The organism is Streptomyces sp. NPDC048417 (genome assembly GCF_040651615.1).
Classification (GTDB): domain Bacteria; phylum Actinomycetota; class Actinomycetes; order Streptomycetales; family Streptomycetaceae; genus Streptomyces.
The window spans coordinates 173,043-197,139 of the sequence record NZ_JBEZKI010000012.1; the positions used below are offsets into that span (position 1 = coordinate 173,043).

Below are 24,097 nucleotides of genomic sequence, written 5' to 3' on the forward strand. Positions count from 1 at the left end.
TTCCCGCGCGTCCCGGTCGATGACTGGATCAGAACGGGTGGGGGTCTTGCGGTAGTCACTAATGTATGCAAAATTGCACACCGAAGGTCGCAGTCAAGTGGAGCCGTGCCGGACCGCAGGGAAGGAAGCAAGATGCGCGGGAGCGAGGCAGTTGCCGAGGTGTTGCGCCGAGAAGGCGTGGAGAACGTGTTCTGCTTCCCGGCCAACAAGATGATCGACACCGCGGCGGCCGTCGGGATCCGGCCGATCGTCGGGCGCGAGGAGCGCAGCGTCATCAACATGGCCGATGCCTACAGCCGGATCAGCAACGGTCGACGCATCGGCGTCGCCATGACCCAGCACGGCCCCGGCGCCGAGCACTCCTTCGGGAGCATCGCCCAGGCCTACAGCGACTCCGTGCCGCTGCTGTACCTGCCCAACGGCAATCCGCTCGACGAACTCGGGCTGCGTACGACGTTCGACGCCGTCGACTCCTTCCGTTCGATCACCAAGTGGTCGGCCCGGTTCGAGAGCGCGAAGACGATTCCGGCCCAGCTCCGGCGCGCATTCCAGCTCATGCGGTCGGGCCGGCCCGGACCGGTGCTGCTCGAACTGCCCCTTGATGTCGCCGAGGAGGAGATCGACGACGACCTCCTCGCATACGAGCCGCCCCGCCGCCACCTCAGCGCCGCCGATCCGGCGGACGTGGAACGGGCGGTCGCCCTGTTGCTGGACGCCGAGCGGCCGGTGATCCGTGTCGGGCAGGGCGTGCTCTGGGCCGACGCGACGGCCGAACTCGTCGAGTTCGCCGAGGCGATCAACGCCCCGGTCGCGACGACCTACATCGCCAAGAGCGCGTTCCCCGAGGACCACCCCCTGTCCATCGGCAGCGGCGGCACGGGCATCAGCCCGGGCATCGCCGAGTTCGTGCCGGCCGCTGACCTCGTCTTCAGCGTCGGCGCGAGTCTGCTCCACACACTCGGCTCGTTCCGTGTGCCGGCCGGCAAGACGATCGTCCAGGCGACCAACGACCCGGACGACCTGTCGTTGCAGTACCCGATCGCCTGCGGGCTCGTGGGGGACGCGAAGCTGGTGCTCCGTCAGCTCACCGCGGAACTCCGCCGTCAACTCCGGTCGCGGAGGCCGGCGAGCGCGAAGACCGACTTCCGCAAGGAGGTCGCGGACTTCAACGCCAAGGCAGCCGCCGAGTGGCAGCCCTACTTCGAGACGAACGACGTCCCGGTCAGTCCGCTCCGCCTGGTGCACGAGATGATCACCGCGCTGGATCCGGACCGTACGATCATCACCCACGACTCGGGATATCCGCGGGACCACCTCGCCCCGCACTACGTGGCGACCCGGCCGCGCGGGTACCTCGGCTGGGGGAACAGCACGCCGCTCGGCTCGTCGCTCGGTCTGGCGCTCGGCGCCAAGGTCGCGGCTCCGGACAAGCTCTCGGTCTGCTACCTCGGCGACGCCGCCTTCGGTCAGTGCGGCCTGGAGATCGAGACCGCCGTACGCAACAAGATCCCGGTACTGATCGTGCTGACGAACAACAACGAGATGACAGGGTACGGCGAGCACCAGCCGGTCGCCGACCAGAGGTTCGGCCTCAAGGAACTCGGCGGCCAGTACGCCGAGATCGGCACGGCACTAGGCGCGAAGGCATACCGGGTCTCCGACCCGAACGAGGTCGGTCCGGCGCTCCAGAAGGCGATCGCCGAGGTGGACGGCGGCGCGGTCGTCCTGCTGGAGGTGGTGACGTCGGCGTTCCGCCGACGGGTCGCAGGCGCCAGCGCCCTCGCCGACCGCTGAGGGCTCGGGCGTGCCGGGGATCTGCGCGCTCGGGCGCCCTTGCGCGCAGGGAGACACGAGGGGCAGCCGCCGGGATGGGGGTGCCGAGCCAGCCCGATCTAGACTTGCGGCCCAGTACCCGTAAGTGACCTGGGAGGCCGGTCTCGCATGGATCTCCAACTCGCCGGAAAATGCGCGATCGTCACGGGAGCGAGCCGGGGCATCGGGTACGCCGTCGCCCGTGCTCTGGCCGCCGAAGGCGCGGCTGTCGTGCTGGCCGCCAGAGGCGGGGACGCGCTCGAAACGGCGGCCGCGCGCATCGTCGCCGACGGCGGCCGGGCACTCGCCGTGGTGACGGACACCACCGACGAGGCTTCCGTGCAAGAGCTGGTGAGGCGGGCGGCCGACGCGTTCGGGGGCGTGGACATCCTCGTCAACTGCGCTGCCACGCCTGCCACTTCGGGGTTTGCCAGTGCGCTCGCCGACATCGACGACGACCGGCTGCGGCAGGAGGTGGAGACGAAGGTCCTCGGCTATCTGCGCTGTGTGCGGGCGGTGGCTCCGCTGATGACCGCGCGGGGATGGGGGCGCGTCATCAACGTCAGCGGCCTGGCCGCGCGGCAGACCGGGTCGGTGATCGGCTCGGTGCGCAACGTCGCGGTGGCGGCGATGACGAAGAACCTGGCGGACGAACTCGGCCCCCAGGGGGTCAATGTCACCGTCGTCCACCCGGGCCTGACGATCACCGAGGCGTCCCCGGCGGTGTTCGCCGCCATGGCCGAGGCGCAGGGTGTCGACGAGGCGGAGGTCGTCCGGCGGCTCTCCTCGGAGGTGGGCATCGGCCGTCTGGTCACGGCGGAGGAGATCGCGAGCACCGTCGCCTTCTTGGCCTCCCCCCTGAGCGTGGCGATCAACGGCGAGTCGATCGCTGTCGGCGGTGGCCGGATCGGGCCGATCCACTACTGATCACCTGACGGGGGGACAGCGCCTCCGGGGCCGGCAGCGGCCACGGTCGGCGCTCCGTCGCGATCGACCGGGCCTGCCCCGAACAGGTCTACGTTCGCTTCACCCAGCGCGTCACCCGGGCCCGGTGAACGGGGTCCGCCGACCGCCTCGGCCGAACCGCGGCGCAGACCAGTGGCTCAGCCGGTGGCCATGACGGGGCGCGCCCGGCGGAAGCAGTCCTCGAGGCGTTCCAGGAAGCCGTCGACGGACTCGTCGTCGGGCCAGGTCTGATACGCGGTGTCGGCGGCGGCCAGAGCGAGGTTGAACTGCAGGGCGGCGGCCAGCTCGTCACCGTGGAGGGTGCGGGACGCCACCCACTCCCTCAGTTCGCTGAAAAACCGCTCGCCGAAGTTCTGGCCCGACTGGGCGAGGACGGGCGACTGCGCCTTGAGGCGGCGCTGCAGGGGCATCCGGTCCCGCAGGCTCTCCAGGAAGCCGGTCAGGATCGCGGTCAGCGAGTCCCACAGCGGCTCGTCCGCGGGGCGGCCGGTCATCAGGGCCTGCCAGGCCTGCCGCTCCTCGGGGTCCTGGTCGAAGACCACGGCCTCCTTGCCCGCGAAGTAGTTGAAGAAGGTGGCACGCGAGACGTTCGCCGTGGCCGCGATCTGCTCGATGGTCGTGGCCTCGTAGCCCTGCTCGTCGAACAGCCGCAGCGCGGCCGACCGGATGGCATGCCAGGTCGCGAGCTTCTTGCGCTCCCGCAGGTTCATCGCACCTCTTTCTGTCGGTGTCATCTTACGTGTCGAACTCTGGACTCCTCTATTTTTGGACTCATCTAAGTTTCGGGTTACAGTGCAGTCGGCTCCGGGAGGCCTGTCCCGGAAGGCCGGATCCGAAGGAGAACACCATGAGCAAGGTCTGGTTCATCACCGGTACGTCCCGCGGCCTGGGCCGCGCGTTCGCCGAGTCCGCCCTGGAGCGCGGGGACAAGGTCGTCGCGACCGCCCGGGACGCCGCCTCGCTGGACGGCCTGGTCGCCAAGTACGGCGACGACGCGGTGCTGCCCATCGCGCTGGACGTCACCGACAAGCCGGCCGTGGCCGCCGCGGTGGCCACGGCGCAGGAGAAGTTCGGTCGCCTCGACGTGGTCGTCAACAACGCCGGCTACGGCCTGTTCGGCATGATCGAGGAGATCAGCGAGCAGCAGCTGCGCGACCAGATGGAGACGAACCTCTTCGGCGCCTTCTGGGTCACCCAGGCCGCCCTGCCGGTCATGCGGGCCCAGGGCAGCGGCCACATCGTGCAGATCTCGTCCGCCGGCGGTGTCGCCGCGTTCCCCTCGCTCGGCGGGTACCACGCCTCCAAGTGGGCGCTGGAGGGCTTCAGCGAGGCCCTCGCGCAGGAGGTCGCCGGCGCGGGGATCAAGGTCACCGTGGTCGAGCCGGGCGGCTTCACCACGGACTGGGGCGGCTCCTCCGGCGTGCACGCCGAGCTGAACCCCGCCTACGACGAGGTCCGCGCGGCCATGGCCGCCCGCATGGGAGACGTCCGGTTCGCCGACCCGGCCGATGCCGCCACCGCCCTGCTCCAGATCGTCGACGCCGAGAACCCGCCGCTGCGGGTGCTCTTCGGCACCGAACCCATCGAGATCATCGCGCCCCTCTACGCCGAGCGCCTGCAGACCTGGGCCGACTGGCAGCACGTCTCCCGAATCGCCCAGGGCTGACCGGGCGCGCACGGCATGCCGAGTGACGGAACCCGTTCCGATTGCTCTCATTCACCGACGTAGAAAAGTCACCGAACGTGACGTTCATGCCGTACCGAGTGCGGACGAGAACGAAGGAAAGGCGTGGGACACCAGATGCGACAGCGCACTCTGCGGGATCTCCAGGTATCGGCCATCGGCCTGGGGTGCATGGGCATGTCGGCCTTCTACGGAACGGCGGACCAGGACGAGGGCATCGCGACCATCCGGCGAGCCCTGGACCTTGGTATCGACTTCATCGACACCGCGCAGGTCTACGGACCGCTCACCAACGAGTCCCTGATCGGCGAGGCGATCAGGGGACACCGTGACGAGTACGTGATCGCCACGAAGTTCTACTACCGCATGGACGACGCGGTACCCGGCGACATGAGTTCTGTCGGTGCTCCGGACGGCTCGGCCGAGCATGTCCGCAGCTCCGTGCACGGCTCGCTGGAGCGTCTCGGCACCGACCGCATCGACCTGTACTACCCGCACCGCGTCGACCCCGGCGTACCCATCGAGGAAACGGTCGGCGCCCTGGCCGAGCTGGTGGCCGAGGGCAAGGTGCGCTACATCGGACTGAGCGAGGCCAGTGCGGAGACCATCCGCCGTGCGCATGCCGTCCACCCGATCACGGCGGTGCAGTCCGAGTACTCCCTGTGGACGCGGGACGTGGAGGCGCAGGTGCTGCCCACCTGCCGCGAACTCGGCATCGGCTTCGTGCCCTACTCGCCGCTCGGACGCGGATTCCTGGCCGGCCGCTTCACCTCGCCCGAGGAACTGGACGAGAACGACATGCGCCGCCAGGTCCCGCGCTTCGCCGACGCCCATCTCGACGCGAACCTGCGGCTGGCGGCCAAGGTGAAGGAGATCGCCGAGGAGAAGGACGTGACTCCGGCCCAGCTGTCCATCGCCTGGGTGCTGGCCCAGGGCGAGAACGTCGTCCCGATCCCGGGCACCAAGCGTCGTACGTACCTGGAGCAGAACGCGGGCGCGATCGACGTCGAGCTGACCAAGGAGGATCTGGCCCGCATCGACGCCGAACTGCCGAAGGTGGCAGGAGAGCGGTACGACGAGCAGGGGATGCAGGCGGTCGAGGACTGACCGACCGGTCCCGGTGCGGACGAGGGTTCCTGCGACGGTGTCGCCCCACCCGCCCCGGTACCGAGTGCGTCCGTGGCCCGGCAGGCGCGCCCCGCCGCCCGCCTACGGGCCTCGTACCGGCCCTCGCGCCCGTCCGTTCCCTGGCCGACGGGAACGCGGAGGCGCGCACCTGGGGAACGAGGGAGCGAGAGAGCGGCTGTGATGCTGCTCTGACAACCCAGGTCAGGGACTGTGCTCGGGGGCGGTCTGCGCCGGGTGCGCTGTACCCGCGTAATCGGGCGGAGCCGCCCAGCCGAGAAGGATTCCGGCGACGGTCGCGAGCGGCCGGGAGTGGATCTTCACGGCGAGGCTTTCGAGGAGCCGGAACGCCGTGTAGTACGCGCCGGTGAGCACCGTGGTGACCACGCTCGCCACCGACGCCGAGTCGAAGTCGACGCCGATGCGGACCAGCAAGGTCAGCAGGAGCCCGGCGACGATCGGCACGACCGTGCGCATGAAGCTGGCGAAGAGGTTCATGGGGACAACCCTCCCGACGTCTCAGGATGCGGGGTCGAGGTGGATGACGACCTTGCCGACGGCCGTCTCGATCGCCGTGGTGATGGAGGCGACCAGTGCGGCGGGGTCGATGTTCTTGTCGAACGTCGCGAGCGCGGCGGCGAGTTGCGCGATGACCGCGCTCTGGGCCGCCTCCGTCGCCTGCACGAGGCGCACCCGCGCGTTGGTGTCCTTGATGTAGGACTGGAGGGCCCAGTAGGGGTTGGTCTGCACGTCCGGGGCATCGGCAGGAGCCTTGATCACTCCGTCCATGGTCAGGACCTCCTTCGCCGCCGCGGACGCGACCTGTCTGACGTCCGCCGTCTCCAGCACGCCGCCTCCGGCGACGAGCTTCGCGACAACCGCGGCCGCGACCTTGTTGATGTCGTCCGTGGTGAGCGCCATGTCTACGGTTTCCTCTCCGGCGGCCCAGGCGCGCAGCGCCGACTCGCTCAGGTAGCAGATGGATCGGTCGAGGGGAGTCGAGGTGAACTGCCAGAACAGCGGAGACCTGCCGGACGGGCTGGGCTTCGGGTGCGCCTCGGCCTGTGCGTAGGTCGCCGCACCGGTCCAGGGATAGGCGGGGTACCACAGGGGTACGGCGGTGGGCGCGTGGCCGGCCGCCAGGTCACTCCCCGCCGTGTACAGGCCGACCCGCTGACGCGGAAACGCGGCTTGCACCCTGGCGATCCAGGCTGTGGCGTAGGCCCTGATCCCGGCGGCTGTGACGGTCCCGTAGTTGGCGCCGTCGGACCTGCGTTCCAGGTCCAGCCAGTGCACGAAGCCCGGGCCTGCGTACGGTTTCACGGCGGCGATGTAGTTGGCCGCCTCGGCGCCGGCGTCCTGGTTGGGCCAGCCGAAGTGGTAGGCACCGGGGACGAGCCCGGCCTTGGCGATGCCCGCGATGTGCGTGGCGAAGTGTGCGTCCCGGGAGTGCTCGCCCTCGCTGGCCTTGGCGAAGGCGAAGACGACGCCTTCCGCCTTGCGGGCGTTCCAGTTCTGCGCTCCCTGATAGACCGAGAGATCGACTCCCCGACATGTGGCCATGTCGGCGCCCCCCTTTTCCTTGTCGAACAAGTGCTGCCTCTGCGTGGCACGGGGACGATGGCAGGCCCCCCGTGACCGGGACGTCACCGCCGCGTCAACCCCCGGTGGGTCCCGGCGCATTCACCCCGACCGACGGCGCCCCCCGGCAGCCGGGACAGCGGGCGACGGCCTCCGCGTACCGCCCATGACCTGGCACGGGAACATGCCGGACAGGCGCGCCGACGGTTCGAGTCCCAGTTCCTCGCGAAGCAGCCGGCGGAAGGCCTCGTAGTGCCGGATCGCCTCCACGACGTTGTTCTCGGCCAGGTGGACGGCCACCACCGCGCAGTGGGCACTCTCGCGCAGGGGCTCGATCGCGACGCACCTGAGGGCCGCCTCCAGCGCGAGCGCGTAGCGGCCGCTCACGGTGAGCCGGACGCTCAGTGATTCGAGTGCGTGCAGGCGGAGTTGGCGCAGCCGCTCCCGCTCCGGGGGGATCCACTCCTCGTCCCAGCCGGGAAGCAGCTCGCCGCCCTCCAGGAGGACCAGCGGGGGTGGCGCTTCGTCCGGAACCTGCAGGGAACCGGCCAACCGCAGCGCAGCCCGGGTGAAGTCGTCGACGTCGACGGACACGCTGTCCGCCAGGCACAGGCTGTCGCCGTCGCTGCGGACCGCCGGCTGCCGCATCCTGCGCAGCCGCCACAGCACCGTACGCAGACTGCCGAGAGCGTGCTCCTCGGCGACATCGGGCCACAACGTCCCGGCGACGACCGAACGGGGCGCACGTCTGTACAGTCCGAGATAGGCCAGCAGCCGCTGTGCGCTCGCCGGGACGGCGATCAACCCGTTCGCTCCCTCCAGGCGGAAGGCGCCGAACAGGCGCAGTCCGACAAGGTCCTGTTCCCGTCCTGCCGTACGGTCTCTTCGCGGTTCCGCCGTCAACTCGTTCCAGGCCATCACCAGTCGCCGTTCCCCCGTGTCGCGGCCGCCGGTTGCGCGGCCAGTCCCGTGTGCCATGCGGTCCGCATGTACCTGAGGCGGCCAGCGTGAACAGGCCGAAGGCGTCTGTCATGCGCCTTTCCGCTCAGCGGACCACGCCTAGGACGCCGGGCCGGACCGCCTTGTGCGTGACGGTGAGTCGAGGCGCCGGTGGGCGGAGCACCGCACCCACGCCGAGCGCAGGGCCGTCCCACCCACTGGTATGGACCTACGCGAGCCCTACGGCCGCTTCAGTTGTCGCGGATCCAGCGCAGGGCGGCGAGCACGTCGAGCATGCCGCGGTTGTCCGGTGCGTCCGGCAGGTGGAGGAAGCCGGGGATGCCGAGGCGGTAGTTGACGGTGACCAGGACCACGCCGTCGCGGGCGAAGGCAGTGCCGTCGTGGAGGGGTGCGCGGTTGGACCCGGCGACGAAGCCTCCGCCGTGGACGAACACCATCACCGGCCGCCGCCCCGGTCCGTCCGGCCACGGTGCCCAGATGTTCACGGTGAGGTAGTCCTCGCCGGGCTGCCAGCCTGGGCCGAAGTAGGGCGACATGTCCAGGGTGCCGAAGGCGTCCCGGGCGGGCTGGGGTGCGGTCGGCCCCGGCCGTGCGGCGTCCCGTACCTCGGTCCATCCGGGGTGCGGGCTCGGTGCGGTGAAACGCTCACGGCCCACGGGCGGGGCGGCGTAGGGGATGTCGAGGAAGACGCTGCCGTGGTCGTGGCGGCGACCGCGGACCGGGCCGTGGGTGGTGATCGCGGCGGGGTCGGCCGGTGTCATGGTGTGTCTCCTTGGTGCCGGCTGCTCCGGCGGTACCGCCGCCCCGGATGGTCCCGGGGCGGCGACTCGTCGTAGGGGCGGTCCGGGGGCTGGTGTCAGTACCGGGTGAAGGGCGCCCAGCCCTTGATGGCGAATCCGTTGCCGGTGTCCTGGACTTCGAGGGCGCTGTGGCCGCTGAGGTGGGCCGGCAGGACGAGGGCGCCTGTGTCGGCGGCCCGGCCGAGCAGCTTGCGGCGGGTGGTGCGGGACTGCGCCGGGTCGACGCTCTTACCCGGTGGTCGGCCCACATCGTGGCGAACTCCGCACTCGTCGCACTGAGTTCACCCACCAGTGCGTGCAGTGCCGCGTCCTGGGGGTGACGGCCGGCCACCAGCCGCAGGTTTCCCACCACCGCCCGGGCCTTGCTCGGCCAGTCCGCGTACAGCTCGCGGGTGTGGCCGTCGAGGAACACCAGGCGGGCCATGTTGGGACGCGTTGCCACCGTCTGTGGGGCGCCGGGGGCCAGAGGGCCGGCGAAAAGTGCGTGTCCCAGGCGGTTCCACGCCAGTACGTCACTGCGCAGGCCGAGCACGACCGCGGGCACGTCGTTCAGGGCGTCCGGCAACTGACGTGTCGCCTCCGTCACGCGTTCCGGCGCGGGCCGCCGGGCCCGGGGCCGTTGCCGGTCAGCACGGGCCAGGTCGTGCAGGTGGCGTCGCTCGGACTCGTCCAGCAGCAGGGTCCGGGAGACGGCGTCCAGCACCTCCGGTGAGGCGCTCTGCGACTGCCCCTGCTCCAGCCGCGTGTAGTAGGAGGCGCTCACCCCCGCCAGCAGAGCCAGCTCCTCTCGCCGGAGCCCCGGTACGCGCCGGCGCTCGTTGTAGGTGGGCAGTGAAAGGGCCTCCGGGCGGAGCTGGGAACGCCGCGTCTGAAGGAACTCCCCGAGCTGCGATATTCCGTTCATGACCCCGAGTATCAACCGCGCCCGGAACACTCAGCCTGCCCCAGCTGTGCATAGGCACGAGCGGGTCTGGTCCCCGGCGGCACCACCGGTCACATGGACGCAGCCGATCCGGCCGCCCTGCGTACACAGGAGAAATGCCGCCCTGTCGCTGGAAGGGCCCCGGTGTCCTCGGTGCCCCGGACCCGGGGAACACGGCCCCTTCGGGCCCTGGCCCGAACCCGAAGAAGACGAGACCGCTCCCGAACTCAGCCCTCCCGTGGCCCGGCAGGAGGAGGGGAACCGCAGCAAGATCGATCTCACCGGGATTTCCTGTACCTCAACCACTCACGCCCGTGGTGGTGTCGGCGGTCGCGGGGCGATTCCGTTCGAGGAGCCGGGCACGGAGCGGATCCGTGTCCGGGAGGCCGAGTTCGGCGGTGATGGCCAGGGCCTGGGCCCAGGCCGCACGGGCCGGATACGGGCGACCGGTGACGTCGTGGATGTCGCCGAGACAGACCAGACCGGCGGCCTCGCTGTGGCGGTCGCCCGTCTGGTGGAACAGATCGAGGGCCTGCTGATAGCGGTCGACGGCCTCGGCGTGCTCGCCGAGCCGGTGGTGGATGTAACCGAGGCTGTCCTGGATATGGGCCTGCCCGTTGAGATCGCCGGTCTCCAGCGCCAGGTCGAGGGCCTCCCGACAGTGTGTCAGGGCCTGCTGCTGGTAACCGAGTTGGGCGAGGATCCAGCCGATGTGGTTGAGGGCGGCGGACTGCCCGGCCCGGTCGTCGGCGGCCCGGTGGTGCGACAGGCTGTCCCGGGCGTGGCCGAGCGCCTCCTGGTGCCGGCCCTGCGCCTCGGACATCCGGGACAGGTGCTGATGGATGCGGGCCTGACCGGCGTGGCTGCCGACCTCGCCGAACAGCTCCAGCGCACGCAGATAGTGGCGACGGGCTCCGTCGGGACGGTCCAGCCGGTCCTCGGCGAGCCCGAGACCCCGGTGGGCCTCGGCCTGCCCGACCTCGTCGCCCCGGCGCCGGGCGGCGTCCAGCGCCGTGGTGTGCGCGGCGGTCAGCGCCCGCCAGTACCCGTGCCGGTCGAGATAGGTCGTCAGCGCCGAGGCCAGCCTCCAGGTGTGGCCGGGGAAGCCGTCGGCGGCCGTCTGCTCCACCGCGGTGAGAAGCACCGGGTGCTCGGCGGCGAACCAGGCCCGTGCCTGCCGGTGATCGGTCAGCTCTTCGGCCACGACACCCGGTTGCGCGGTCGGCAGGGCGACCGGGCGGGACCGGGGAGTCAGCAGGGCGTCCGCCCGGTGCGCGGTGTGCAGGTAGTGGTCGAACAGCCGGTGCGCCGCCGCGTGCCGGACGTCGCCGCCGTCGTACTCGCGTACCAGCTCGGCGGCGTAGGCACGCAGCAGGTCGTGGAAGGCGTACCGGCCGGGGGGCTCTTCTGTGAGCAGATGTACGCGGACCAGTTCGGCCAGCAGCACCCGGGCGCGGGCGGCCGGTACGCCGGCCAGGGCGGCGACGGCCGGGAGCGCGACATCGGGACCGGGATGGAGGCCCAGTAATCGAAAGAGCCGGGCGGGGCCGGGGCCGAGTGCCTGGTACGACCAGGAGAACACCGCCCGCACCTCGCTGCTCGCCTCCCCGCCGTCCAGGGCGTCGAGGCGCCCGTCGGACCGGCGCAGCTCCTCGGCGAGCGCCGCGAGCGGGAGACCGGGCTGGGCGGCGGCCCGTGCGGCGACGATCGCGAGCGCGAGCGGCAGACCCGCGCACCGGCCGACGATCTCCCCTACGGCATCGGGGTCGGCCGTCACCCGGGCCGCGCCCAGCCGGCGGATCAGCAGCTCCCGGGCCTCTTCGGGAGCGAGCATGCCGACCGTCAGCAGCTGTGCGCCCTCGGTGGCGGCAAGACCGGTCAGGGATCTTCGGCTGGTGATCAGCGCCAGACAGCCGGGCGCTCCGGGCAGCAGCGGACGGACCTGTTCGGCGTCGCGGGCGTTGTCCAGCACCACCAGCACCCGGCGCCCCGCCAGCAGGCTGCGGTACAGCCCGACCTGCGCCTCCAGCCCGGCGGGGATACGGGCCGGGGGCACTTCGAGGGCGTCCAGGAACCCCCGTACCGCCTCCGCCGGGCTCGTCGCCGACCCACCGGGCGCGAACCCGTGCAGATTCACGTACAACTGGCCGTCGGGGAAAGCCTGTTCAGATCGGCGAGCCCAGTGCACGGCCAGTGCGGTCTTGCCCACCCCGGCCGTGCCCGACACCGCTGTGATCACCACCGCCGAGGGTTGGTCCGCCGTGGCCGCGAGGATGTCCTCCAGCCGGGCGAGTTCCTCGCCGCGGCCGGTGAATCCACTAACTCCCATGGGCAGTTGGCCAGGTGCGGTGCCCGGCCAGGGAGTCGTCACCGCGGGCCGTCGCGGCGGGGGAGCGGCCCGGACCGGCGACCGGGACACCGGCCGTGCGATGGACTCCACCAGGCCTCCCCGGAGGATGGCCTGGTGGACCTTGCGCAACTCCGTGCCGGGATCGGTGCCCAGTTCCTCGGTGAGCCGCTTACGGACGGTCGAATAGCAGTCCAGCGCCTCCGCGCTGCGTCCGGCGGCGTGCAGCGCCCGCATCAGCGCCTCGGTCAGCGGTTCCACCAGCGGGTAGGCATCGAGGAGTTCGGTCAGCGGGCCGATCACGGCGACCGGATCGCTGACCCGCGACTCCACCCGGGCCCAGGCGACCGCGCCGTCCACGTGCTGCCGCCGCCAGGCCTCGCGGACCTGAGCCGCCCACTGCCCGCCGAGCCCCGCCAGCGGTTCCCCGTGCCACAGTCCGAGCGCCTCGCGCAGCAGCGCCGCCCGCGTCTCGTCCGTCCGCTCCGTCTCCCGGGCCCGGCCGACCAGCTGCCGGAACCGGTGGATGTCCACCTGGTCCGGGCGGGCCTCCAGGAGGTATCCGGCCGACCGGCGCACCAGGCGCAACCGGGGATGTCCCGAGTCCTCGGTCTGCTCGCACAGCCGACGGAGCCGGGCGACATGGGCGTGCAGCGCGCGCCGCGCCCCGTCCGGTGGATCGGCGCCCCAGACCCGTCTGATCAGTACATCGGCCGGGACGGGCCGGCCGGTGTCCACCGCCAGCGCGGCCAGCACCGTCCGGCGCTGCGGTGGCCCGATCTCGACGGTCCGGCCTTGCACCGAGAGCTCCACGGGACCGAGAAGGTGCAGTTCCACCACGACATCCACACTCCCCGCACGGATTCTCTTCACTCGGTGCGCACAATCTCGTGCTGGGCGACAACCTATCGACAACGTTCCGGACCACACTCGAACTTCAGTCTGATGAGGCGGACTTCAGTCTGACGGGCGGAGCGACTCCGCGCACGGCGGCGCACCGCGCACGGGGAACGGCGGTGCGGGGGAGCCGGTCCGGTGGCATCCGGGGGAGAGAGACGTGAACCACCAACGGGGAGCGACAGCAACGAGAACGCCGGAATCGACGGCGCGGCAGCCGGAGCACCCGTACGAGCCACAGGCCCGGTACCTCGCACCGCAGCCGCCGCCTCGGCCACAGGTTCCGGACGGCGGCGGTCGGAGTGTGCTGGAGGGCGCCTTCGCTCTGCTGGGAGCGGTGGAGCGGGTCGAAGAGGCCGGACTGACCAGGCTCGCGGCCGAGTGCGGACTGCCCAAGACGACCGCCTACCGGCTCCTTGAGCAGCTGGTCGAACTGGGCGCCGTCGATCGAAGCCGCAGGGGCTACCGCATGGGACCGCGGATCTTCCGGCTCGGGCAGAGCTGGCAGCCGTACCCCGGTCTGCGCGCCGCGGCCCGGGTACCGGCTCGCCGCCTGGCGCGTATCACCGGCGCGTCGGTGGGGCTCAACGTGTTGCGGGAGGGACAGACACTGGTCCTGGACTGGACGCCCGGCGAGAATGCCGGGGCGTTCGGCCGGACACTCGACGGCGGGGCCTGGCCGTGGTTCACGGCGGCGGGCAAGGTAGTGGTCGCCGGGGCGTATCCGCGCCTCCCGCTGGGCCCGTTGCCCGGGTCTTGGCACCGGGAGGCCGAGGCGATCCGGGACCTGGGCGTCGCCTTCGACCGGGAGGACGTGGCGGCCGGTGTGTGCTGTGTGGCCGTACCGGTGCACGGACCGAACGGCGCACCGCCGGCGTCCCTGAGCGTCGTCACCGATGCCGCGCACAGCCTGGACCGGCTCGTGGGCGTGGCGCAGCAGACGGCAAGGATCATCAGCGCGGCCCTGCGCGGCAGGTGAACCGGGCCGCCGACCGGGACGTGGGTGCCGCCGAAAGCCCTCTCGAGGTCTCGCGTCCGGGGCCGTGTTCCACCGCCGGGCGGCTGCCGGCGGACCCGGCGGTGGGGAGAGGCGGGTCAGCCCGCCGTCGTCCAGCGACGGAGTTTCTCGGGGTTGCGTACGACCCAGATCCGCGTGATCCGGTCACCCGCGACGTCGAACGCGAACACCGTCACGGTGACGCCTTCCTGCACGGCCACCAGACCGGGCTGACCGTTGACCGTGCGCTCCAGGAGCGCCATGCCGTCGGGCCTGCGGCGGGCGATCTCCATCCAGGCGTGGGCGATCCGCTCGCGGCCTTTGATGGGGTGCAGGAAGGTCACGGCGAGGCCCCCTCCGTCCGCGGTCGCCGTGGCATCGGGGTCGAGCAGGCCGATGAGCGACTCGATGTCCTGGGCCTCCCATGCCTGCTTGAAGTCCCTGATCACGCCGGCCCGCTCGGCAGCCGAAGTCGCGGAGGGTCGCGAGGCCCGGATACGGCGGCGGGCCGAGGAGGCCAGCTGGCGGCACGCCGCCGGGGTACGGCCGACGATCTCGGCCACTTCGGCGAAGGAGTGGCAGAAGACGTCGTGGAGGATGAACGCGACGCGTTCGGCCGGGGTCATCGATTCGAGCACGACCAGGAAAGCCAGGTTGACCGACTCGTCCAGGGTGACCCGGTCGGCCGGGTCGGCGGTGGTGCCGCCCGGCCGCCCGGTGGTCCACTCCGTGCGTTCGGGCAGGGGCTCGGGTATCCACGCGCCCACGTAGGTCTCCCGCCGGGCCCGGGCGGAGCCGAGCAGGTTGAGACAGACGCGGCTGGTGACCGTCGTCAGCCAGGCGCCGGGGGACTTGACGGCGTCCCGCTGCTGCGGGGACATCGTGTACCAGCGGGTGTAGGTCTCCTGGACGGCATCCTCGGCCTCGTCCAGGGAGCCCAGGAGCCGGTAGGCGATGTTCATCAGCTGACGCCGCTCGCTCATGATCACGTCCAGGCCCGCATCGGCCTGTGCGTGTCCTTGCCCGGATCGGGTGGTCATGGTGGCGACGGCTCCCTCGGTCGTGTCTGCCCTCATCGGTTCGACAAGACAGCGCATCGGAATGTGAGGCCCGCCCGCCGCCTGACATTCCGGCGGGCTGTGTTGTCGGACCGATGAGACGAACACATCATCCAGCGGACAGAAAGCCCAGGGACACCATGACCACCTCCGTGCCGGCCATACCGTTCACCGACCCGGCGCCCGCGCAGCGCCTGGAGCGGGCGGCCACCGCGCTGACCGCACACGGTTTCACCGTGGAGATCCTCGACGACGCCGCTGCCGCGCGTACCCGCGTCAAAGAGCTGATTCCGGAGGGTGCCAGTGTGTTCACCGGGGCCAGCGAGACCCTCCGGCTTTCCGGGATCGACGAGGACATCAACGCCGGCGCGCGGTACCGGGCCATCAAGCCACGCGTCCTGGCCATGGACCGGGCCACCGGCGCCGACGACATCCGGCGGCTGCTGGCCGGCCCCGACGTCATCGTCGGCAGCGTCGCAGCGGTCACCGAGACCGGCTCCCTCGTGGTCGCCTCGGGCAGCGGAAGCCAGTTGCCCGGCTACGCCGGCGGCGCGGCCCGCGCGATCTGGATCGTCGGGGCGCAGAAGGTGGTACCCGACCTGGACACCGCGCTACGGCGCGTCGAAGACCACTGCCTTCCACTGGAAAGCGCCCGCACCCAGGAAGCCTACGGGTGGCCCAGCGCCGTCAACCGCCTTCTGATCCTCAACGCGGAACATCACGCCGGCCGCGGCACTGTCCTGCTGCTCCGCGAGGCCATCGGTTTCTGAACCACCAACAGCCGTCGCCGCCGCGTGCCGCACCAGGCTTTGGGCCGGGCGGGTGTGTCCCTCGGTTCGTCAGCGATCGCGTATGGGATACCCCGCGACCGGCGCACCGAGGCCGGCCGGCCACCTCCACCGTGCCGGCGCTCGCCGCCCCTTATCGCCCTCGTCCACGTCGGACGGTCACCTGCCTACGGAACCACCGGTCGCCTGATGCGATGGAAATGCGCACTTTGTGGAAAACCAGACAGGGGCCAGTCGCAGACCGGCTCGCCGGCCAGTTCACCGACCAGACGGGAAGAACGCTCATGCAAGCCATCACTGCCCCCGACCGCGACGCCGGAGTCAGCGGGCTGATCCTTACCGACCGGCCGTATCCCCATGCCGCCGAGAACGACGTCGTCGTGCGGGTGCATGCCGCGGGATTCACCCGGGGGGAGCTCGCCTGGCCCGGAACGTGGACCGATCGCACGGGCCGCGACCGGATGCCGAGCGTGCCCGGGCACGAGGTCTCGGGTGTCGTGGCGGAGCTCGGCTACGGAACCACCGGTCTCACGGTCGGCCAGCGGGTCTTCGGTCTGACCGACTGGGCCCGCGACGGCTCGCTGGCCGAGTACGTCGCCGTGGAGGCCCGCAACCTCGCCCCGCTGCCCGCGGACGTCGACCACACGGTGGCGGCCGCGCTGCCGATCTCCGGTCTGACGGCCTGGCAGGGCCTGTTCGACCACGCGCGGATCGTGACCGGCCAGACCGTCCTGATTCTCGGTGCCGCGGGGGCCGTCGGCTCGCTCGCGGTGCAGCTCGCGCGGGAGGCGGGAACCCGCGTGATCGGCGCCGGCCGGTCCGCCGACCGGGACACCGTCCTCGCGCTCGGCGCGCACACGTTCCTGGACCTCGACGCCGGCCGGCTGGCGGACGCCGGGGAGGTCGACGTGGTGTTCGACGTGATCGGCGGCGACATCCTCGATCGTTCGGCCGCCCTCGTACGGGCCGGCGGCACGCTCGTCTCCATCGCCCAGCCGCCCACGGTCCGTCCCGAGGACGGACGCGCGCTGTTCTTCGTCGTGGAACCCGACCGCACACGCCTCACGGACCTGGTGCGGCGCCTGCGGGACGGACGGCTCCGGGTGCGCGTCGGCGCGGTCCGCCCGCTGACCGAGGCGGCCGCGGCCTTCGCCCCTGCACAACGTGTCCCCGGCAGGACCATCATCCGGATCGCCGAGGACTGAGGACCGGGGGGCCTGCCGGCATGTCCCGCGCAGCGTTCTGGGCCGGCTCCTTCCTGGTGTGGGCAGGCGAAGGCCACAAGGGTCCTTCCTGACGACACACCCTCAATCGGTCAGTACCTCGACCGCTCAGCTGCTCGGCAGACCGACCGGCGGTCTGCTCCCTCACGCCGTCGCTTCGCCTTCCCCTCACCTTCCCCTCCACCCCTTGCTCTGCCTATCGAGATTCGATAGTTTCCCATCGTTACTCGATGGAAGGATGGGTTGTGGGGAAGCTGACAGTGCGTGCGCTGCGCGCCGTGCTCGCGGTGGTGCTCGCCGGCACCGTGTTCGTACAGGCAGGGATGGTGTGGGCGTTGGTCACCGACCCGGAGGACGGGTCGCTCCCGCTGACCCCGCTGCGCGTGATCACGATCCTGGGCATGGTGTCGGCCCAGGTCGCCCTGGTCTGCGTATGGCGGCTGGTGACGATGGTGCGACGCGGAACGGTGTTCTCCCACGCCGCCTTCCGGTACGTGGACTTCGTGATCCGTGCGATCGTGGCGGCTGCCCTGCTGTGGTTCGCGGTCACGGTCATCAATGCGCCGGGCCAGCGGGACGACCCGGGCGTCAGCGTGATCATGGGCGGGATCGGCGTGGCCATCCTCGGGGTCGCGCTCATCGTGCTCGTGCTGCGGATGCTGCTCGCCCAGGCCGTCGCGCGCGACGTCGAAGCGGCGCAGATGCGGGCCGAGTTGGACGAGGTGATCTGATGCCGATCGCCGTCGACATCGACGTGATGCTGGCCAGGCGGAAGATGTCCGTGGGCGAGCTCGCGGAGCGGGTGGGGATCACGCCCGCGAACCTCGCGGTACTCAAGAACGGCCGCGCCAAGGCAGTACGCTTCGCGACGCTCGCCGCGCTCTGCGAGGTGCTCCAGTGTCAGCCGGGCGACCTGCTGCGCTGGGAGGCCGAGGACGCCGTCGGCGCGTGACGTGCGCCAGGCGGGCGTGCAACCGCCTGGCACCACCGGCCCGCCGACACGGCACGTGGACCGCATGTCGGTGTCGAGCGCATGATCGCCGTACAGGTCCTGCAGACAGTGGGTCCGGCAGCGAGGGCCCCGTCAGTACGCGTGGTGGACTTGCCAGAAGGCCCAGGCCTGGCAGGGGCTGCCGTAGGTGGTGTTCATGTAGTTGAGGCCCCACTTGATCTGGGTGGCAGGGTTGGTCTGCCAGTCGGCGGCGACGGAGGCCATCTTGGAGCCGGGCAGGGCCTGGACGAGCCCGTAGGCGCCGGAGGAGGGGTTGACGGCGAGGTAGTTCCAGGTGGACTCGTGGTCCACGATGTTGCTGAAGCACTGGAACTGGCTGGTGCCCACGATCTGTGCGGCCATCGCTTTGAGCTGCGCCACGGTGTAGGAACTCTGCACCGGGAAGGTGGCGGTGGAGTCGCCGGCCGTGGTCTTGGCTTCTTCACGGTCCTTGGCGGCCTTTTCGGCCGCGTCCTTCTTGGCCTGTGCGGTCTTGGCCGCTGCCGCCCGGGCGGTCCGCTCGGCGTTCTTCCTGGCGCTCGCGTCCGCCTGGACGGCTACGGCGTCGGCCTGCTGCGTCAGCGACGCGGTCTGCACCTGCGCCTGCTGGCCCTCGGGCAGGTCCGCGAGGAGGGTGGCACCGGTCGTCGGCGCCTGCGCGTCGTTGTTCTGCGCGCTACTGCCGGAAGCGACACCGACGACGCTTCCGACCGCGGTGACCGCGGTGGCAGAGGCGACCGCGATCCCCCTCAACGGCATTGGGCTCACGTGCATCCCATCCTCTTCGCCCGCGCCACCGTGTGCGGTGCCCGACGGAAGCATCTCGCTTGCTGGGTTCGGCAGTCGGAACACTCTTGCGTGCCGGCCCGGCCGACGCAATCCCGGAGGAAGTGTGGATGCTCACACCCGCCCGAAGGCCGGTCGGGCCGACCACCACCTGGGCCGTACGACTCGGTGAAGTCCGTGGCCTCCTCCCGCTCCTCCGGCCGGCGCGGTCTTGCGGACCTGGAGCCTCCGGCCTGCCGCAGTAGTTCAGACGGGATCCAGGGGGCAGGGGAGGTGGCTGCCGTGCGGATCGGCATTGTCCGCTGCCGTACACGAAGAGACCAATGCTTACCTTGATGCCACCACGAGCGGCGTGTGGTACCTCACGGGCAGCGCGGGGACCGCTACCGGCTGCAACCTGACCACCCCGTGCACCTTCGAGCACCTGAAAACCGAGCTCAACGACGGCGGCGCGCAGCCGACCATCTACACCGCCGCGGTGGGCAAGGGCCGCGACTACATGTGGATCGGTGCTGTCGACGGCCTGCGGATCAACCGGACCGTCTACGACTTCGAGGCCGACGGAGTCAGAACGCGTCGGGTCGGCTGAGCGACGCGCCCCGCAGGGGGGCAGCGGCGGATGCGCCCGGTGCCTGGGCGAGTTGCTCGACCATCCCGTCTGCGGCGGCCCCCTACGCAGGGGCCGCCATCCTGGTGCGTACTCCGGCCGCTGCCGCCGGGTGGAGGCCCGCACGGCTCGGAACCGCTGGGCATCGCCTTGGTGCTGTCGGACGCGGATGTCGACGGGCGCGCCTCGACCGAGCGGGTGCCTTCCGGCGTGCCGGGCAGTGCGTGCGGACCGTCGGTGGCGGGCACCGCCTAGCCTCGGCGCCGTACCCACCCGGACCGTGAAGAGGTGCGCGGCTGCCCGGAACAGGATGTTCGGCGAATATCTCCGCAAACGCGTCACAGGTGAGGCGACTGACTTTGTGCCCTTCGAGGTGGTGGACGACCACGACGAACGCATGGACGGCCGGCGCCGTGAGGACGGGGCGTCCGTGCTTCTCGTCGCGCGCGGCGTCCACCTGCGGATCGGGTGCGCGGAGGGGCCGCCCGGTGCGGTGCCAGAACCGTGAGGACGGGGCGGAACCCGACGAGGGGCCGTTCCGCTGCGTCCGCGTGGCGCACGTCGTGGTCCGTGGTCCGGCCGAGATCCTGGAGTCGCGGTGATCATTCATCCCAGTTTCACGGTGGAGCCATGGTGCCTGCGTGAAAACGAACTGAACCTGGACCTGCTCGCCCAGAGCGAGTCGGTGTTCGCCCTGTCCAACGGGCACATCGGATGGCGGGGAAACCTCGACGAGGGGGAGCCCCACGGGCTGCCCGGCGCTTACCTCAACGGCGTGTTCGAACGGCATCCGCTGCCCTACGCGGAGGCCGGCTACGGGTACCCCGAGTCCGGCCAGACGATGATCAACATCACTGACGGCAAGATCATCCGGCTGCTGGTCGACGATCACCCGTGCGATCTCCGCTATGGCCGGCTGGTGGAGCACGAGCGGGTACTGGACTTCCGAACGGGCGTGCTCAGCCGTACCGCGAGGTGGACCTCGCCCGGCGGCCGTACGGTCCGGATCACCTCGCGGCGGCTGGTGTCCTTCACCCAGCGGGCGGTGGCCGCGGTGGTGTACGAGGTCGAACCGGTCGACGGACCGGCCACGGTGGCCGTCCAGTCCGAACTCGTCGCGAACGAGCAAATGCCCCGCCTGGTGGGCGATCCGCGAGTCGCCGCGGCGATCGAGTCCCCGTTGACGTCGGAAGACAGCTTCGCGCAGGGAACCCGGCTACGGCTGTTGCACTGCACCGACCGCAGTGCGCTCCGGGTGGGAGCGGCGGCCGACCATCTGATCGAAGGACCGGAGAGCACCCGCTGGACGGCGCAGAGCGAGCCCGACGTCAGTCGTCTGACGGTGACGGCGGACCTGACCCCAGGGCAGCCGCTGCGGCTGTTCAAGTTCGTGGCCTACGGCTGGTCCGCGGAGCGTTCGCTGTCGGCCGTGCACGATCAGGTGGACGGAGCGGTGGCGGCCGCGATCAGCACCGGCTGGGACGGGCTGGTGGCCGGGCAGAGGGCCTATCTGGACCGGTTCTGGGCCGGGGCGGACGTGGAGGTGGAGGGGGATGCGCAGATCCAGCAGGCGGTGCGTTTCGCTCTCTTCCACGTGCTCCAGGCGGCCGCCCGTGGCGAGAACCGGGCGATTCCCGCGAAGGGGCTGACCGGGACGGGGTACGACGGGCACTGCTTCTGGGACACCGAGTCCTACGTGCTGCCGGTGCTGACGTTCACCGCTCCGGAGGCCGTGGCGTCGGCACTGCGATGGCGGCACGGGATGCTGCCGGCGGCGCGGGAGCGCGCCCGTGAGCTGAATCTGGCGGGGGCCATGTTCCCCTGGCGGACCATCGACGGTTCGGAGTCGTCCGCCTACTGGCCGGCCGGGACGGCTGCCTTCCACATCAACGCGGACATCGCCATGGCCGCGGTCCGGTACGTCATGGTGACCGGAGACGAGGAGTTCGAGCGAGGCGAGGGGCTCGACCTCCTCGTCGAAACCGCCCGACTGTGGCGTTGCCTCGGCCACCACGACGCGGACGGCGTCTTCCATATCGACGGTGTCACCGGACCCGACGAGTACAGCGCGATCTCGCGGGACAACCTGTACACCAATCTGATGGCGCGTCAGAATCTGCTGGCCGCCGCGGACGTGGCCGCACGTCATCCGGACCGGGCCGAGGAACTCGGCGTCGACGACGAGGAGACCGCCGGCTGGCGCGAGGCCGCCGCGCGTATGGCGGTGCCGTACAACGAGACTCTCGGCGTGCACGAACAGTCGGCCGGATTCACCAACCTCCAGCACTGGGACTTCGACGCCACCCCACCCGAGCGCTACCCGCTCCTGCTGCACTACCCCTACTTCGACCTGTACCGCAAACAAGTGGTGAAGCAGGCCGACGTCGTGCTGGCGATGATGGAGTGCCCGTGGGCCTTCACCGACGAGGACATGGCACGCAACTTCGCCTACTACGAGGCGCTGACCGTCCGTGACTCCTCTCTGTCGGCGTGCTGCCAGGCGGTGCTCGCAGCCGAGACCGGGCACCTGCGGCTGGCCTACGCCTACCTCGCCGAGGCCGCGCTGATGGACCTCGACGACCTGGAGCACAACACCCGTGACGGTCTGCACATCGCCTCCCTCGCCGGGACATGGATCGCCCTGGTCGCCGGCTTCGGCGGCATGCGGCGACACCTTGACGACGACGGGAGGCCGGGCCTGGTCGGGTTCGCCCCGCGTCTGCCCGAGGCGCTGTCCAGGGTGGCCTTCACGGTGCAGGCACTCGGGCAGAGGCTGAAGGTCGATATCGGGCAGACCCATGTGCGCTACCGGCTGGTGGAAGGCGGACCGCTGACCGTGCTCCACTTCGGGGAGCCGCTGACCGTGACCGTCGACGAGCCGGTGGACCGCCGAGTCCCGCCCGCGCCCGTCAATCCCGAGCCCCAGCAGCCCCGGGGCCGCCGCCCGGAGGGCCTTCCGGTCGAGGAGGAGCCCCACGAGGAGACCCAGGGCTGAGGAGAGGCCCAGGGCCGTGCTCCTCACCCTTGGGCCGGCTGCCTTGCGTCGACGGGAGCAGGAACCGCGTGGAGCCGCGTGCGAGCGATCGCAGGTCTGCTCCGGAGAATGCTCAGTCGATACAGAACTCGTTGCCCTCGATGTCCAGCATCGGGATGCACGCGTCATTGCCGTCGTACAGCGTCTGCACGTGTACCGCGCCGAGCGGGACCAGGCGTGCGCATTCGGCCTCGAGTGCGGCGAGGCGCTCCTCTCCCACGAGGCCGGTGCCGACCCGCACGTCAAGATGCACCCGGTTCTTGACGACCTTCCCCTCGGGAACACGCTGGAAGTACAGTCGCGGGCCCACCCCTGAGGGATCGATGCAGGCGAACCATGAATCCCGCTGCTCAGGTGGCTGCGAGCCCTTGAAATCGTCCCAGGTGGCAAACCCCTCCGGTGGCGGCGGCACGACGTACCCCAGCACCTCGCACCAGAAGCGAGCGAGGCGCTCGGGTTCCGCGCAGTCAAAGGTGACTTGGAATTTCTTGATCGCTGACATCGACGCAACGTACCAGGGGCCTCTGTCGCTCATCTCCCGGTAGGCATAGAGATGTTGAGGCGTGGTGCGTAGGGTCCGTCGGTGTGGGTGTCACCCGGCCGCTGCGTCCCGGGTGCGCTGGTAGAGGCGCCGTGCCTTCATCCGGTTGCCGCAGACGGCCATCGAGCACCAGCGGGCCCGGTTGGTCTTGCTGCGGTCTATGAGGAACAGGCGGCACTCCGGGTTGCCGCACGGGCGCAGTCGGCCCGGCATGGTCTCCTGCAGCGCGCTCCAGGCCAGGACGACAGCCACTGCCATCCGGCGTTCCGCGGGTGCGTCCAGCTCCCACGCCACCCCCGCAGGCGACAGCCGCGGGCGCGAGATGACGTCCTCCAGCAGCGGGGCCAGCGAGGCGGCGGGCCGGTCACCGCTCACCACGTCCCGCAGGAGATCACGCGCCCGGAGCAGATACCGGTGCTCCTCCACACTGCCGGTACCTCCGTGGGCCAGCTGCCAGGACCTGGCGGCCTCTCGACCGCCTCCGCCCGGGCCCGCGGGCTGGTCTTCGAACTCGAACCCGAGGCGATCCTGCGGTCGTTCCACACCAAGGTCGTCGGGCCGATCATGCTCGCCAAGCACTTCGCGCCCGGCATGCCGGCAGGCGGCTCCCTCGTCCTGTTCTCCGGTGTGGCCGCGCTCGAACCCGACCCCGGCTTTCTCGGGGTCGCCGCGACCAACGGTGCCGTCAACACCGTCGTACGGTCCCTGGCCGTGGAACTGGCGCCGATCCGGGTCAACGCCGTCTCGCCCGGCACCATCGACACCGGCGCGTGGGACCCCCTGGGCGAACAGAAGAAGGCCGAACTGTTCGCCAGGCTCTCCGCGGGCAACCCCACGGGCCGCATCGGCACCCCCGAGGACGTGGCCCACGCCGTCCTCTTCGCCCTGACGAACACCTTCCTGACCGGCACCTGTCTGGCCGTCGACGGCGGCCAGCCCCTCAGGATCGCCACGGGCACATGACCCGGAGGCCGCCCC

21 protein-coding genes and 4 pseudogenes are annotated in these 24,097 nt (G+C 70.9%); 13 read left to right on the forward strand and 12 right to left on the reverse strand.

What is annotated here, in order from left to right; genetic code table 11:
• Positions 1–132 precede the first annotated feature (132 nt).
• Entirely contained in the window at positions 133–1,794 is a 1,662-nt protein-coding gene (locus AB0D59_RS20385; RefSeq protein ID WP_362566952.1) for a thiamine pyrophosphate-requiring protein, read from the forward strand.
• 147 nt (positions 1,795–1,941) lie between these two features.
• A complete protein-coding gene (locus tag AB0D59_RS20390) occupies positions 1,942–2,739 on the forward strand; it encodes an SDR family oxidoreductase (protein ID WP_362566955.1) in 798 nt (265 codons plus the stop codon).
• 176 nt (positions 2,740–2,915) lie between these two features.
• Here the strand turns inward: AB0D59_RS20390 and AB0D59_RS20395 are convergent, their stop codons facing one another.
• A complete protein-coding gene (locus AB0D59_RS20395) occupies positions 2,916–3,488 on the reverse strand; it encodes a helix-turn-helix domain-containing protein (protein ID WP_362566958.1) in 573 nt (190 codons plus the stop codon).
• A gap of 137 nt (positions 3,489–3,625) precedes the next feature.
• On the opposite strand from AB0D59_RS20395, the gene AB0D59_RS20400 reads away from it, so the two are divergent.
• Complete coding sequence (locus tag AB0D59_RS20400) at positions 3,626–4,444, forward strand: SDR family NAD(P)-dependent oxidoreductase (protein ID WP_362566960.1); 819 nt, start codon at positions 3,626–3,628, stop codon at positions 4,442–4,444.
• A gap of 135 nt (positions 4,445–4,579) precedes the next feature.
• The gene (locus AB0D59_RS20405; protein ID WP_362566963.1) at positions 4,580–5,569 is read left to right on the forward strand and encodes an aldo/keto reductase; all 990 of its coding nucleotides are present in this window, start codon (positions 4,580–4,582) and stop codon (positions 5,567–5,569) included.
• 222 nt (positions 5,570–5,791) lie between these two features.
• Here the strand turns inward: AB0D59_RS20405 and AB0D59_RS20410 are convergent, their stop codons facing one another.
• The 7 genes and pseudogenes from AB0D59_RS20410 to AB0D59_RS20440 all read right to left on the reverse strand — a co-directional run bounded on the left by AB0D59_RS20410 (position 5,792) and on the right by AB0D59_RS20440 (position 13,034).
• The gene (locus AB0D59_RS20410) at positions 5,792–6,085 is read right to left on the reverse strand and encodes a hypothetical protein (protein WP_362566966.1); all 294 of its coding nucleotides are present in this window, start codon (positions 6,083–6,085) and stop codon (positions 5,792–5,794) included.
• A gap of 21 nt (positions 6,086–6,106) precedes the next feature.
• A complete protein-coding gene (locus tag AB0D59_RS20415) occupies positions 6,107–7,150 on the reverse strand; it encodes a glycoside hydrolase family 25 protein (RefSeq protein ID WP_362566969.1) in 1,044 nt (347 codons plus the stop codon).
• Between the two features lie 120 nt (positions 7,151–7,270).
• On the reverse strand, positions 7,271–8,146 hold the full coding sequence (locus AB0D59_RS20420; RefSeq protein ID WP_362566972.1) for a BTAD domain-containing putative transcriptional regulator: 876 nt from the start codon (positions 8,144–8,146) through the stop codon (positions 7,271–7,273).
• A 215-nt stretch (positions 8,147–8,361) separates the two neighbouring features.
• Positions 8,362–8,889: pseudogene (locus tag AB0D59_RS20425) on the reverse strand (carboxylesterase family protein); the annotation flags it as partial.
• A gap of 95 nt (positions 8,890–8,984) precedes the next feature.
• Positions 8,985–9,149 (reverse strand): annotated as a pseudogene (locus AB0D59_RS20430) (MBL fold metallo-hydrolase); the annotation flags it as partial.
• A gap of 2 nt (positions 9,150–9,151) precedes the next feature.
• A pseudogene (locus tag AB0D59_RS20435) lies at positions 9,152–9,832 on the reverse strand (helix-turn-helix transcriptional regulator); the annotation flags it as partial.
• Positions 9,833–10,148: 316 nt separating this feature from the next.
• The gene (locus tag AB0D59_RS20440) at positions 10,149–13,034 is read right to left on the reverse strand and encodes a BTAD domain-containing putative transcriptional regulator (protein ID WP_362566975.1); all 2,886 of its coding nucleotides are present in this window, start codon (positions 13,032–13,034) and stop codon (positions 10,149–10,151) included.
• Positions 13,035–13,398: 364 nt separating this feature from the next.
• Here AB0D59_RS20440 and AB0D59_RS20445 point away from each other — a divergent pair, with 364 nt between their 5' ends.
• Complete coding sequence (locus AB0D59_RS20445) at positions 13,399–14,073, forward strand: helix-turn-helix domain-containing protein (protein ID WP_362566978.1); 675 nt, start codon at positions 13,399–13,401, stop codon at positions 14,071–14,073.
• 116 nt (positions 14,074–14,189) lie between these two features.
• Here AB0D59_RS20445 and sigJ read toward each other — a convergent pair whose 3' ends face one another.
• Positions 14,190–15,131, reverse strand: a complete 942-nt coding sequence (sigJ, locus tag AB0D59_RS20450) for an RNA polymerase sigma factor SigJ (RefSeq protein WP_362566981.1) — start codon at positions 15,129–15,131, stop codon at positions 14,190–14,192.
• Between the two features lie 158 nt (positions 15,132–15,289).
• Between sigJ and AB0D59_RS20455 the strand changes: the two genes are divergently transcribed.
• The 4 genes from AB0D59_RS20455 (at position 15,290) to AB0D59_RS20470 (ending at position 18,112) form a co-directional block, all read left to right on the forward strand.
• Entirely contained in the window at positions 15,290–15,919 is a 630-nt protein-coding gene (locus AB0D59_RS20455; RefSeq protein WP_362566984.1) for an LUD domain-containing protein, read from the forward strand.
• 302 nt (positions 15,920–16,221) lie between these two features.
• The gene (locus AB0D59_RS20460; RefSeq protein ID WP_362566987.1) at positions 16,222–17,142 is read left to right on the forward strand and encodes an NADP-dependent oxidoreductase; all 921 of its coding nucleotides are present in this window, start codon (positions 16,222–16,224) and stop codon (positions 17,140–17,142) included.
• Between the two features lie 263 nt (positions 17,143–17,405).
• Positions 17,406–17,891 carry a DUF2975 domain-containing protein gene (locus AB0D59_RS20465; protein ID WP_362566990.1) on the forward strand — a complete coding sequence of 162 codons (486 nt, stop codon included), beginning with the start codon at positions 17,406–17,408 and terminating at the stop codon, positions 17,889–17,891.
• A complete protein-coding gene (locus AB0D59_RS20470) occupies positions 17,891–18,112 on the forward strand; it encodes a helix-turn-helix transcriptional regulator (RefSeq protein WP_362566993.1) in 222 nt (73 codons plus the stop codon). The genes AB0D59_RS20465 and AB0D59_RS20470 overlap by 1 nt, the downstream gene beginning before the upstream one ends.
• 132 nt (positions 18,113–18,244) lie before the next feature.
• Here the strand turns inward: AB0D59_RS20470 and AB0D59_RS20475 are convergent, their stop codons facing one another.
• Positions 18,245–18,919, reverse strand: coding sequence for a lytic transglycosylase domain-containing protein (locus AB0D59_RS20475; protein WP_362567219.1), 675 nt, complete (start codon positions 18,917–18,919; stop codon positions 18,245–18,247).
• A gap of 370 nt (positions 18,920–19,289) precedes the next feature.
• Between AB0D59_RS20475 and AB0D59_RS20480 the strand changes: the two genes are divergently transcribed.
• From AB0D59_RS20480 to AB0D59_RS20490, 3 genes are all read left to right on the forward strand, one after another.
• Complete coding sequence (locus tag AB0D59_RS20480) at positions 19,290–19,526, forward strand: hypothetical protein (protein WP_362566995.1); 237 nt, start codon at positions 19,290–19,292, stop codon at positions 19,524–19,526.
• 379 nt (positions 19,527–19,905) lie between these two features.
• A complete protein-coding gene (locus AB0D59_RS20485) occupies positions 19,906–20,052 on the forward strand; it encodes a hypothetical protein (protein WP_362566998.1) in 147 nt (48 codons plus the stop codon).
• Between the two features lie 90 nt (positions 20,053–20,142).
• Positions 20,143–22,539 (forward strand): glycosyl hydrolase family 65 protein, encoded by a 2,397-nt coding sequence (locus AB0D59_RS20490; RefSeq protein WP_362567001.1) that lies wholly within the window; start codon positions 20,143–20,145, stop codon positions 22,537–22,539.
• A 112-nt stretch (positions 22,540–22,651) separates the two neighbouring features.
• Here the strand turns inward: AB0D59_RS20490 and AB0D59_RS20495 are convergent, their stop codons facing one another.
• Complete coding sequence (locus tag AB0D59_RS20495; RefSeq protein ID WP_362567004.1) at positions 22,652–23,080, reverse strand: VOC family protein; 429 nt, start codon at positions 23,078–23,080, stop codon at positions 22,652–22,654.
• Between the two features lie 90 nt (positions 23,081–23,170).
• Positions 23,171–23,590: pseudogene (locus AB0D59_RS20500) on the reverse strand (CGNR zinc finger domain-containing protein); the annotation flags it as partial.
• Between AB0D59_RS20500 and AB0D59_RS20505 the strand changes: the two are divergent.
• Positions 23,534–24,082 (forward strand): SDR family oxidoreductase, encoded by a 549-nt coding sequence (locus AB0D59_RS20505; protein ID WP_362567006.1) that lies wholly within the window; start codon positions 23,534–23,536, stop codon positions 24,080–24,082. The pseudogene AB0D59_RS20500 and the gene AB0D59_RS20505 overlap by 57 nt on opposite strands.
• Positions 24,083–24,097: the final 15 nt, after the last annotated feature.

What these genes read in the sequence shown, in the direction of transcription:
- AB0D59_RS20385 (WP_362566952.1), top strand. Translation starts at nt 133, where the DNA reads ATGCGCGGGAGCGAGGCAGTTGCCGAGGTGTTGCGCCGAGAAGGCGTG.
- AB0D59_RS20390 (WP_362566955.1), top strand. Translation starts at nt 1,942, where the DNA reads ATGGATCTCCAACTCGCCGGAAAATGCGCGATCGTCACGGGAGCGAGC.
- AB0D59_RS20395 (WP_362566958.1), bottom strand. Translation starts at nt 3,488, where the DNA reads ATGAACCTGCGGGAGCGCAAGAAGCTCGCGACCTGGCATGCCATCCGG.
- AB0D59_RS20400 (WP_362566960.1), top strand. Translation starts at nt 3,626, where the DNA reads ATGAGCAAGGTCTGGTTCATCACCGGTACGTCCCGCGGCCTGGGCCGC.
- AB0D59_RS20405 (WP_362566963.1), top strand. Translation starts at nt 4,580, where the DNA reads ATGCGACAGCGCACTCTGCGGGATCTCCAGGTATCGGCCATCGGCCTG.
- AB0D59_RS20410 (WP_362566966.1), bottom strand. Translation starts at nt 6,085, where the DNA reads ATGAACCTCTTCGCCAGCTTCATGCGCACGGTCGTGCCGATCGTCGCC.
- AB0D59_RS20415 (WP_362566969.1), bottom strand. Translation starts at nt 7,150, where the DNA reads ATGGCCACATGTCGGGGAGTCGATCTCTCGGTCTATCAGGGAGCGCAG.
- AB0D59_RS20420 (WP_362566972.1), bottom strand. Translation starts at nt 8,146, where the DNA reads ATGGCACACGGGACTGGCCGCGCAACCGGCGGCCGCGACACGGGGGAA.
- sigJ (WP_362566981.1), bottom strand. Translation starts at nt 15,131, where the DNA reads ATGACCACCCGATCCGGGCAAGGACACGCACAGGCCGATGCGGGCCTG.
- AB0D59_RS20455 (WP_362566984.1), top strand. Translation starts at nt 15,290, where the DNA reads ATGACCACCTCCGTGCCGGCCATACCGTTCACCGACCCGGCGCCCGCG.
- AB0D59_RS20460 (WP_362566987.1), top strand. Translation starts at nt 16,222, where the DNA reads ATGCAAGCCATCACTGCCCCCGACCGCGACGCCGGAGTCAGCGGGCTG.
- AB0D59_RS20470 (WP_362566993.1), top strand. Translation starts at nt 17,891, where the DNA reads ATGCCGATCGCCGTCGACATCGACGTGATGCTGGCCAGGCGGAAGATG.
- AB0D59_RS20495 (WP_362567004.1), bottom strand. Translation starts at nt 23,080, where the DNA reads ATGTCAGCGATCAAGAAATTCCAAGTCACCTTTGACTGCGCGGAACCC.